Source organism: Streptomyces sp. H51, assembly GCF_035656535.1.
Classification (GTDB): domain Bacteria; phylum Actinomycetota; class Actinomycetes; order Streptomycetales; family Streptomycetaceae; genus Streptomyces.
The window spans coordinates 1-777 of record NZ_JAYMHD010000007.1 but is presented as its reverse complement, the minus strand read 5'-3'; the positions used below and the strand labels follow the sequence as shown (position 1 = coordinate 777).

The 777-nt window shown below is 73.0% G+C and carries 3 protein-coding genes; all 3 read left to right on the top strand.

Annotated features, from left to right (window positions below; genetic code table 11):
• The first annotated feature begins 17 nt into the window (after positions 1-17).
• Positions 18-215 (top strand): acyl-CoA carboxylase subunit epsilon, encoded by a 198-nt coding sequence (locus VKA29_RS00540; protein ID WP_324783092.1) that lies wholly within the window; start codon positions 18-20, stop codon positions 213-215.
• Positions 216-234: 19 nt separating this feature from the next.
• Positions 235-699, top strand: a complete 465-nt coding sequence (locus VKA29_RS00535; protein WP_324783091.1) for a cobalamin B12-binding domain-containing protein — start codon at positions 235-237, stop codon at positions 697-699.
• On the top strand, positions 696-777 hold an 82-nt coding region (locus tag VKA29_RS36870; RefSeq protein ID WP_372462579.1), incomplete at its 3' end, for a biotin carboxylase N-terminal domain-containing protein. The genes VKA29_RS00535 and VKA29_RS36870, both read left to right, overlap by 4 nt.

Sequence of the window (777 nt, the reverse complement as noted above, 5' to 3'; positions counted from 1 at the left end):
CCCTGTAAGGAGCCGACGTGATCAAGGTCGTCCGGGGAAACCCCACCCCCGAGGAACTCGCCGCCGCCCTCACGGTGCTGATGTCCGCGGCCGGCACCGCCGGCACCGGTCCGGCACCCCGCCCTGCCGGTGCCTGGGGCTCGCCCCGCTCCCTGCTGCGCACGTCGCGCACCTACGGCCCCGCCGGCTGGCACGCCTCAGCCCTCCCCCTGTGAACGTTCGATCGGAGTGACCATGAATGCCCTGCGACAGCGCGCGGACCTGGGCGGTGCGGCCGCACCGCCCCGACTGCGAGTGGTGATCGCCAAACCCGGACTCGACGGTCACGACCGCGGCGCCAAGGTGATCGCCCGTGCCCTGCGCGACGCCGGCCACGAAGTGATCTACACCGGCCTGCACCAGACCCCGGAGCAGATCGTCGCCGCCGTCATCGCCGAGGACGCGGCCGTGCTGGGCCTGTCCATCCTCTCCGGCGCCCACCTGACGATCGTGCGGCGCGTGATCGAGCTGCTGGCCGAGGAGGACGCGAGCGACGTCCGCCTGCTGGTCGGCGGCATCATCCCGGACGCCGACGTCACCGAACTGGAGGCCATGGGCGTGGACGCGGTGTTCACCCCCGGCGCGGGCATCGGCGGCATCGTCGAGACCGTCGACCGGCTCGGCGCGGCCCACGCCGACGTGCTGGAGGCGGCATGCTGACCAAGGTGCTGATCGCCAACCGTGGTGAGATCGCTGTCCGTGTCGCCCGGGCCTGCCGGGACGCCGGTATCGCGAGCG